This is a genomic window from Mycobacterium sp. E2497 (genome assembly GCF_001668695.1).
Taxonomy (GTDB): Bacteria; Actinomycetota; Actinomycetes; order Mycobacteriales; family Mycobacteriaceae; genus Mycobacterium.
Genome location: NZ_LZKD01000127.1, coordinates 1 through 8,457, shown reverse-complemented (window position 1 = coordinate 8,457; position 8,457 = coordinate 1). Strand labels below are relative to the sequence as shown.

Here is an 8,457-nt window from a genome sequence, read left to right as displayed (position 1 = left end):
TGACCGACGACGTCCGGGAACGGGCCGCGGCGCTGGCCGCCCGGCATTCGGGCGCCGAGCCCGCCATCACCGGCAGCGTCACCGACATGCTGGCCAAGTTGGCCGAGGGCATCGCGGTCGACGGAATGGAGGCGCTGCTGCCGGTGCTGCGGCCCGGCGAGCACGTGCTGCTGACCGACCAGCTGGCCCCGCGCACGCCGGTGCTGCTGTGCGACCCCGAAAAGGTCCGCACCCGGGCGGCGGACCTGATCAAGACGGGCAGCGAATTCCTCGAGGCGTCCTGGTCGGTCGCGGCGCTGGGCACGGACGCACCCGTGGACGTGACGCAGTTCGGCGGATCGGGCTTCGCCGAGCTCGACGACGTGCGCGCCGCGGCGGCGAAGTCCGGTCACCCGTGGTGGACGCTGAGCCAGTTGTCCGACGAGTCCGCGGTGGAGCTGGACATCCGGTCGGCGCCGTCGGCCCGCGGGCATCAGCACGACATTGACGGCATCTTCGCCATGCTGCGCGCCCACGTCTCGACCGGCGGCTACGCCGCGGTGGTCGCGCCCGGCGTCGGGACCGCGCATCGGGTGGTCGAGCGGCTCGCCGACTCCGACACTCCCGCCGCCATGCTGGAACCGGACGCGGCGGACACCACGCTCAAACCGGGGATCGTCAGCGTCCTCAAGGGCCCGCTGCACGAGGGTGTCATCATCCCCGGCGCCAACCTGGTCATCATCACCGAGACCGACCTGACCGGCAGCCGGGCCACCGCCGTCGAGGGCAAGCGGCTGGCGGCCAAGCGCCGCAACACCGTCGACCCGCTGGCGCTGACGGCCGGTGACCTGGTGGTGCACGACCAGCACGGCATCGGCCGCTTCGTCGAAATGACCGAACGCACCGTCGGCGGGGCCCGGCGCGAGTACCTGGTGCTGGAGTACGCGTCCAGCAAGCGCGGCGGTGGGTCGGACAAGCTCTACGTCCCGATGGACTCGCTGGACCAGCTGTCGCGCTACGTCGGCGGGCAGGCGCCGGCGCTTTCCAAGCTGGGCGGCAGCGACTGGGCCAACACCAAGACCAAGGCCCGCCGCGCGGTGCGCGAGATCGCCGGCGAGCTCGTCGCGTTGTACGCCAAGCGGCAGGCCAGCCCGGGGCACGCGTTCGCGCCGGATACCCCCTGGCAGGCCGAGATGGAGGACGCGTTCGGCTTCACCGAGACCGTCGACCAGCTCACCGCCATCACCGAGGTCAAGGCCGACATGGAAAAGCCCATCCCGATGGACCGGGTGATCTGCGGCGACGTCGGCTACGGCAAGACCGAGATCGCGGTGCGCGCGGCGTTCAAGGCGGTCCAGGACGGCAAGCAGGTCGCGGTGCTGGTGCCCACCACGCTGCTGGCCGATCAGCACCTGCAGACGTTCACCGACCGGATGGCCGGCTTCCCGGTGACCGTCAAGGGCCTGTCGCGGTTCACCGACAACGCCGAGTCCCGCGCTGTGATCGAGGGCATGGCCGACGGGTCGGTGGACGTCGTGATCGGCACCCACCGGCTGCTGCAAACGGGGGTGCGCTGGAAGGATCTGGGCCTGGTGGTCGTCGACGAGGAGCAGCGGTTCGGCGTCGAGCACAAGGAGCACATCAAGTCGTTGCGCACTCACGTCGACGTGCTGACCATGAGCGCCACGCCGATCCCGCGGACCCTGGAGATGAGCCTGGCGGGCATCCGCGAGATGTCGACGATCCTGACGCCGCCCGAGGAGCGCTACCCCGTGCTGACCTACGTCGGCCCCCAGGACGACAAGCAGGTCGCGGCGGCGCTGCGGCGCGAGTTGCTGCGCGACGGGCAGGCGTTCTACGTGCACAACCGGGTCAGCTCGATCGACCGCGCGGCCGCCCGGGTCCGCGAGCTGGTCCCGGAGGCGCGGGTGGTCGTCGCGCACGGGCAGATGCCCGAGGAGCGGCTGGAACGCACCGTGCAGGGCTTCTGGAACCGCGAGTACGACATCTTGGTGTGCACCACGATCGTGGAGACCGGGCTGGACATCTCGAATGCCAACACGCTGATCGTCGAGCGCGCCGACACCTTCGGGCTCTCGCAGCTGCACCAGCTGCGCGGCCGGGTGGGGCGCAGCCGCGAGCGCGGCTACGCCTACTTTCTGTATCCGCCGCACGCGCCGCTGACCGAGACGGCCTACGACCGGTTGGCGACCATCGCGCAGAACAACGAACTGGGCGCGGGCATGGCCGTGGCGCTGAAGGACCTCGAGATCCGGGGGGCGGGCAACGTGCTGGGCGTCGAGCAGTCCGGGCACGTCGCCGGGGTCGGCTTCGACCTCTACGTGCGGCTGGTGGGGGAGGCCGTGGAGGCCTATCGGGCCGCCGCCGATGGGCAGACGGTGACCACCGCCGAGGAGCCCAAGGACGTGCGCATCGACCTGCCGGTGGACGCGCACCTGCCGCCGGACTACATCGCCAGTGACCGGCTCCGGCTGGAGGCCTACCGTCGCCTGGCCGCCGCTTCGGACGACGCGGCCATCGGCGCCGTCATCGAGGAACTCGTCGACCGCTACGGTGCGCTGCCCGAACCGGCGCTGCGCCTGGTCGCGGTGGCGCGGTTGCGGCTGCTGTGCCGCGCCGCCGGCATCACCGAGGTGTCGGCCCCGTCGGCGGCGACCGTGCGGTTGTCGCCGATGACGCTGCCCGACTCGGCCCAGGTGCGGCTCAAGCGGATGTATCCGGCCGCGAGCTACCGCGCCACGACGTCCACCGTGCAGGTGCCCATCCCGCGGGCGGGCGGGGTCGGCGCCGCACGCATCCGCGACGTCGAATTGCTGCAGATGGTGGCCAACCTGGTGACGGCGCTGGAAGGTAAGCCCCAGACCGATATTGGTATAACGGGTTCACCTGCACCGATGTCCAGTGAGGAACGGCAAGCGCGATGATCCGCGCCGGCGACGATGCGGTGGGGGCACCACCCGCTTGCGGGGGACGAAGCGATGTGGGGGTACCTCCCGCTTGCGGGGGAGAGGAGAGGCGCCCATGATCGTCGTCTTGTGCGACCCGCGGCGCCCGTCGCTGGTGCCCGTCGAGGCCATTGAGCACCTCGGCGGAGAGGTGCAGTACACCGAGGAGATGCCCGTCGCGGTGCCGTGGTCGCTGCCCGCGGCGCGCCCGGTGCATGCCGGGGACCCCGAAGATCCGGCGCCGGTGCTGCTGTCGTCGGACCCCGACCATCCCGCCGTCACCGCCCGGCTGTCCGCGGGCGCGCGATTGATCTCCGCACCGGAGACGCCGCGCGGCGAACGTCTGGTCGACGTGGTCGCGATGATGGACAAGCTGCGCACCGCCGGACCGTGGGAGAGCGAGCAAACCCACGACTCCCTGCGCCGATTCCTGCTGGAGGAGACCTACGAACTGCTGGACGCGGTGCGCAGCGGCAGCGCCGACCAGCTGCGGGAAGAACTCGGCGACGTGTTGCTGCAGGTGCTCTTTCACGCGCGCATCGCCGAGGATGCCCCGCAGCTGCCCTTCACCATCGACGACGTCGCGGTCACGCTGATGCGGAAGTTGGGCAACCGGGTTCCGGGTGTGCTTGCGGGGCAGACCATTTCGCTGGAAGAGCAGCTGGCCCAGTGGGAAGAGCGCAAGGCGGCCGAAAAGCCGCGGAAATCCGTGATGGACGACGTGCACACCGGGCAGCCGGCGCTGGCCCTGGCGCAGAAGGTGATCGAGCGGGCCCAGAAGGCCGGCCTGCCCGCCGACCTCGTCCCCGCCGAGATCACCTCCGTTTCCGTGTCGGCCGACGGCGACGCGGAAGGCGCGCTGCGCACCGCCGTGCTGGAGTTCGTCGACACGGTCCGCGAGGTCGAGCGGGCGATCGCCGCCACGCGCCGCGGCGTAGGCGTCCCCGAGGAGTTCGACGTGGCCCCGCTCGGGGAGATCACGGAAGACGAGTGGCGTGAGCACTGGCCCTCGGCCGGGGCCGCCGCCGACGAGCCGGCCATGCCCGACGAGGCGGTCGACGAATCCGCGGTGGACGCCGCGGCCGACGACGCCTGATCGTGCGCTGCAGCCCGAACGCGGCCGGGCACACCGGAACCCATGGGACGATGGTGGGGCGGAATTTGGTGCAGGGGAGTCCGAGGGAGCTTTAACCAGCATGGTGTCGCCGAGGCCTTGGTTGCGCGCGGCCGCCGTGATCGGCGCGACTGCGATGCTGCTGGCCTCCAGCTGCACGTGGCAGCTCAGCCTGTTCATCCCGGAGGGCGTCCCGCCGCCGGCCGGGGCTCCGGTGCCGCCGGTGGACACGCACGCCAGCGGCCGGCCCGCGGACCAGCTTCGGGCCTGGGCCGAGCAACGGTCGGCCACCTTGGAGATTCCCGTGATCGCATTGGAGGCCTACGCGTACGCCGCCCGGGTCGCCGAGGTCGAGAACCCGAGGTGCCACATCGCGTGGACCACGCTGGCGGGCATCGGGCAGGTCGAGAGCCACCACGGCACTTATCGCGGCGCGCGGCTGGCGCCCAACGGGGATGTCAGCCCCCCGATTCGCGGTGTCCGCCTGGATGGAAGCGGCGGCACCCTGCGCATCGTCGACAGCGAGGAACCGGCCACGGACGACGACGGGGTGGTGCGCGCCATGGGCCCGATGCAGTTCATCCCCGAGACCTGGCGGTTGTACGGCGTGGACGCCCACAACGACGGCCGCGTCAGCCCGGACAACATCGACGATGCCGCCCTCGCGGCGGCCGGCTACCTGTGTTGGCGGGGCAAGGATCTGGCCACACCGCGCGGCTGGATCACCGCGCTGCGGGCCTACAACAACTCCGGCGTCTACGCGCGGGCGGTGCGCGACTGGGCGACCGCTTATGCGGCGGGTCACCCGCTGTAGCAGGATGTACCAGGCTTTACGCTAACGGCGGCGAGGCCGGCACCAGCTACGGAACACAAGGAGAAACTCAGTGCCGATTATCGAGCAGGTCGGGGCCCGCGAGATCCTCGACTCCCGCGGCAACCCGACGGTCGAGGTCGAGATCGCCCTGGCGGACGGGACGTTTGCCCGCGCGGCGGTGCCGTCCGGCGCGTCGACCGGTGAGCACGAGGCCGTCGAGTTGCGTGACGGCGGTGAGCGTTACGGCGGCAAGGGCGTGCACAAGGCCGTGGAGGCCGTCCTCGACGAGATCGGCCCGGCGGTCATCGGCCTGGCCGCCGACGACCAGCGGTTGGTGGACCAGGCGCTGGTCGACCTCGACGGCACCCCCGACAAGTCCCGGCTGGGCGGCAACGCCATCCTCGGTGTGTCGCTGGCCGTCGCCAAGGCCGCCGCCGACTCCGCCGAGCTGCCGCTGTTCCGCTACATCGGCGGGCCGAACGCGCACATCCTGCCGGTGCCGATGATGAACATCCTCAACGGCGGCGCGCACGCCGACACCGCCGTCGACATCCAGGAATTCATGGTGGCACCTATCGGCGCTCCGAGCTTCGCCGAAGCCTTGCGCTGGGGCGCCGAGGTGTACCACTCGCTCAAGTCGGTACTGAAGAAGGAGGGCCTGAGCACCGGCCTGGGCGACGAGGGCGGTTTCGCGCCCGACGTAGCCGGCACCACCGCGGCCCTGGACCTGATCGGCCGGGCCATCGAGTCCGCCGGTTTCAAGCTGGGCGTCGACGTGGCGCTGGCCCTCGACGCCGCCGCCACCGAGTTCTACACCGACGGCACCGGATACGCCTTCGAGGGCAGCACCCGCAGCGCCGAGCAGATGGCGGAGTTCTACGCCGGGCTGCTCGGCTCCTATCCGCTGGTGTCCATCGAAGACCCGCTGTCCGAGGACGATTGGGCCGGCTGGGCCGCGCTGACGGCGTCGATCGGTGACCGCGTGCAGATCGTCGGCGACGACATCTTCGTCACCAATCCCGAGCGCCTCGAGGAAGGCATCGAGAAGGGTGTCGCAAACGCGTTGCTGGTCAAGGTGAATCAGATCGGCACGCTGACCGAGACCCTCGACGCCGTCTCGCTCGCCCACCACAGCGGGTACCGCACCATGATGAGCCACCGCAGCGGCGAGACCGAGGACACCACGATCGCCGACCTGGCGGTGGCCGTCGGCAGCGGGCAGATCAAGACCGGTGCGCCCGCCCGCAGCGAGCGGGTCGCCAAATACAACCAGCTGCTGAGGATCGAAGAGGCGCTGGGCGACGCCGCCCGTTACGCCGGCGATCTGGCGTTCCCGCGGTATGCGCCGGAGGCCAAATAGCTTGCCCGCCAAGCCGGATCCGAAACGGCGCTCCCCGGCATCGCGTCCGGGGAAGGCCGGGGATTCGGTTCGGCGCCGCCGCACCACCAAGCCGGCCTCCAAGCCCTCGCCGACCGCGAAGCAGGCCGGCGCGCGGTCGGCTTTCGAGCATGTGGTCGAGCCGATCAAGCGGCAGGTCGCCGAGTCCGTCGAGCAACGGTCCGAGCAGCGGTTGGGTTTCACCGCCCGGCGCGCGGCGGTGCTGGCCGCCGTCATCTGCGTGCTGACGCTGACCATCGCCGGCCCGGTGCGCACCTACTTCGCGCAGCGCACCGAGATGAATCAGTTGACGGCAAGCGAAGCCGCGCTGCGCCGGCAGATCGCCGACCTCGAGCAGAGAAAGGCCAAGCTCGGCGATCCGGCCTACATCGCGGCGCAGGCGCGCGAGCGGCTCGGATTCGTGAAGCCGGGCGACATCCCGTTCCAGGTGCAGCTTGCGCCGTCGGGGGCCACCCCGTCCGAACCCGGGGGGCAGGCGGCGAAACCCGCCAACACCGATCCCTGGTACACCGCGCTGTGGCACACCATCGCCGACGCGCCGCACCTGCCGCCGGCCAATGTGCCGCCGCCGGAAGTCCCTCCGTCGCAACCGGGCCCGGGCGGTCCCGTCCCACCGGCCGCACCGAACCCCACGGCGCCCGGTGGTTGAGCGTGCCGATCTGGAGGCCGTGGCGCGTCAGCTCGGGCGTGAGCCACGCGGCGTGCTCGACATCGCCTACCGCTGCCCCAACGGTGAGCCTGCAGTGGTGAAGACCGCGCCGAAACTGCCTGACGGCACGCCCTTTCCGACGTTGTACTACCTGACACATCCGGTACTGACCGCGGCCGCAAGCCGGCTGGAGACGACGGGGTTGATGCGCGAGATGTCCGAGCGGCTGCGGCACGACCCCGAATTGGCGGCCGCGTATCGGCGGGCCCACGAGTCGTATCTGGCCGAGCGGGACGCGATCGAGCCGTTGGGCACCACGTTTTCCGGGGGAGGAATGCCGGACCGGGTCAAGTGCCTGCACGTGCTGATCGCGCACTCGTTGGCCAAGGGGCCGGGGTGCAACCCGCTCGGCGATGAGGCGCTGGCCATTCTGGCGCCCGAGCCCGCAATGACCGGCATTCTGGTGGCGGGGCAATGGTGAGCAGGCTCGCCGGAATCGACTGTGGCACCAACTCGATTCGGTTGCTGATCGCCGACGTGACGGACGGACGCCTGCGCGACGTGCACCGGGAGACCCGGATCGTGCGGCTGGGCCAGGGTGTCGACGCGACCGGCCAGTTCGCGCCGGAGGCGATCGCCCGAACCCGGCAGGCGCTGAGCGACTACGCCGAGCTGCTGCGCCGCCACCGCGTCGAGCGGGTGCGGATGGTGGCCACCTCGGCCGCTCGCGACGTCGCCAATCGCGACGTCTTCTTCGCGATGACGGCCGACGTGCTGAGCGCGGCGGTGCCGGGCGCGGTGGCGGAGGTGATCACCGGGGCCGAGGAGGCCGCCCTGTCGTTCCGCGGTGCGGTCGGCGAATTAGACCCTGCGGCTGGGCCTTTCGTAGTGGTGGACCTCGGGGGCGGATCCACCGAGATCGTGGTGGGTGGTGAGTCGGTGACGGCGAGCTACTCGGCCGACATCGGCTGCGTGCGGCTGACCGAGCGCTGCCTGCACTCGGACCCGCCGACGCCCGATGAGGTGGCCGCGGCCCGCGCGGTGGTGCGCGAGCGGCTGGACGTCGCGCTGGGCGTGGTGTCCGTCGAGGGCGCGCGGACCTGGGTCGGGCTGGCCGGGACGATGACCACATTGTCCGCGCTGGCCCACAACATGACGGCGTATGACTCTGCGGCCATTCACCTTTCGCGCGTTCCCGGCGGCGACCTGTTGGCGGTGTGCGAGCGGCTGATCGGCATGACCCGCTCCGAGCGCGCCGCTTTGGGGCCCATGCACGAGGGGCGGGCAGACGTGATCGGCGGCGGCGCGATCGTGGTCGAGGAACTGGCGCGCGAGTTGCGCGCCCGCGCCGGCATCGACGAGCTGACCGTCAGCGAGCACGACATCCTGGACGGCATCGTGCTGTCGGTCGCGAGCTGAGTCACAGCGGCCACATGCGTTTCTCGCCGGGGGAAGCGGCGATGTGCCCGCCTCACAGCGACTTTCGGTCGGCGGGGCGCTCGGGATAGCGGGGTCGAGTCACACCCGCCACACCGG

General features: G+C 71.1%; 7 protein-coding genes and 1 pseudogene. All 8 read left to right on the top strand.

Annotation, left to right across the window (positions count from 1 at the left end; genetic code table 11):
• Positions 1-2,924, top strand: a 2,924-nt coding sequence (gene mfd, locus A5713_RS10290; protein WP_068095246.1) for a transcription-repair coupling factor, incomplete at its 5' end; no start/stop codon positions are given.
• A pseudogene (locus tag A5713_RS29675) lies at positions 2,921-2,992 on the top strand (hypothetical protein); the annotation flags it as partial. The gene mfd and the pseudogene A5713_RS29675, both read left to right, overlap by 4 nt.
• 29 nt (positions 2,993-3,021) lie before the next feature.
• Positions 3,022-4,041: a nucleoside triphosphate pyrophosphohydrolase gene (locus A5713_RS10285; RefSeq protein WP_068095244.1), complete on the top strand. Its 1,020-nt coding sequence runs from the start codon at positions 3,022-3,024 to the stop codon at positions 4,039-4,041.
• Positions 4,042-4,144: 103 nt separating this feature from the next.
• Complete coding sequence (locus A5713_RS10280; protein WP_102420125.1) at positions 4,145-4,873, top strand: lytic transglycosylase domain-containing protein; 729 nt, start codon at positions 4,145-4,147, stop codon at positions 4,871-4,873.
• Between the two features lie 70 nt (positions 4,874-4,943).
• Positions 4,944-6,233, top strand: coding sequence for a phosphopyruvate hydratase (gene eno / locus A5713_RS10275; RefSeq protein ID WP_067920283.1), 1,290 nt, complete (start codon positions 4,944-4,946; stop codon positions 6,231-6,233).
• Positions 6,214-6,921 carry a septum formation initiator family protein gene (locus A5713_RS10270; RefSeq protein WP_233214818.1) on the top strand — a complete coding sequence of 236 codons (708 nt, stop codon included), beginning with the start codon at positions 6,214-6,216 and terminating at the stop codon, positions 6,919-6,921. The genes eno and A5713_RS10270 overlap by 20 nt, the downstream gene beginning before the upstream one ends.
• Positions 6,914-7,402: a DUF501 domain-containing protein gene (locus tag A5713_RS10265; protein WP_068095242.1), complete on the top strand. Its 489-nt coding sequence runs from the start codon at positions 6,914-6,916 to the stop codon at positions 7,400-7,402. The genes A5713_RS10270 and A5713_RS10265 overlap by 8 nt, the downstream gene beginning before the upstream one ends.
• Positions 7,396-8,340 carry a Ppx/GppA phosphatase family protein gene (locus tag A5713_RS10260; protein ID WP_068095239.1) on the top strand — a complete coding sequence of 315 codons (945 nt, stop codon included), beginning with the start codon at positions 7,396-7,398 and terminating at the stop codon, positions 8,338-8,340. Before A5713_RS10265 ends, A5713_RS10260 begins: the two co-directional genes overlap by 7 nt.
• The last annotated feature ends 117 nt before the right edge of the window (positions 8,341-8,457 follow it).

What these genes read in the sequence shown, in the direction of transcription:
- A5713_RS10285 (WP_068095244.1), top strand. Translation starts at nt 3,022, where the DNA reads ATGATCGTCGTCTTGTGCGACCCGCGGCGCCCGTCGCTGGTGCCCGTC.
- A5713_RS10260 (WP_068095239.1), top strand. Translation starts at nt 7,396, where the DNA reads ATGGTGAGCAGGCTCGCCGGAATCGACTGTGGCACCAACTCGATTCGG.
- A5713_RS10270 (WP_233214818.1), top strand. Translation starts at nt 6,214, where the DNA reads ATGCGCCGGAGGCCAAATAGCTTGCCCGCCAAGCCGGATCCGAAACGG.